The following is a 582-nucleotide window of genomic DNA, read 5'->3' on the forward strand; positions in this document are numbered from 1 at the left end:
GGAAGGCATAGTCTTTCCGCAGAAAGTCATAGTCGGGCCGCACGATGTCGTTGGGGATGATGCTGGCAAATGCGACTGCGCCATGTTGCCGGCATAGGTTCAACACGGTTCGCACATAGGCGAGCTTAGCCTGACCGAGCGCGGTGAGCTGGTCGCCGCGCACATTGGCACCATCGGTCAGTGCGGCATGGGCGAGCCTGGCACGATCGGCCGGAGGCATCGCCTCTTTCTGGCCCGCCAGTCGAAAGGTCTTGCGATTAAGAAGCTTCAAACCCTTGGCTTCGGCCCCATAGGCATCGAACAGGCGTAGACCGAAATGAGCCTCCTGTGCGCCCTTGATGGCCTGTATCAGACGCCAAAGCTGGCGATCCTCGATCGCGAGGCCAGCGAGCACTTCATACGGCGAATTGCGACCGTCCTGACCGGACTCATCAAGGAACAGGAACCACGCCACATATGCTCTCCCCCTACGTCGTTTTCCCACGACCGCGTTGTTACGCTTTGAGTTCTACAACGCGATGCGTCTGCACGCCAATAGTCGCTGATCGCTTAATCGCTTAATCGCTTAATCGCTTAATCGCT

The 582-nt window shown here is 57.9% G+C and carries 1 protein-coding gene; it reads right to left on the reverse strand.

Annotated elements, in window-relative coordinates; genetic code table 11:
- Window positions 1–454: DUF3800 domain-containing protein (locus tag AACY52_RS29480; RefSeq protein WP_339561246.1), on the reverse strand; the 454-nt coding region annotated here is incomplete at its 3' end.
- Window positions 455–582: the final 128 nt, after the last annotated feature.

The sequence above is a fragment of the Pseudomonas sp. EA_65y_Pfl1_P113 genome, assembly GCF_963970525.1.
GTDB lineage: Bacteria > Pseudomonadota > Gammaproteobacteria > Pseudomonadales > Pseudomonadaceae > Aquipseudomonas > Aquipseudomonas tritici.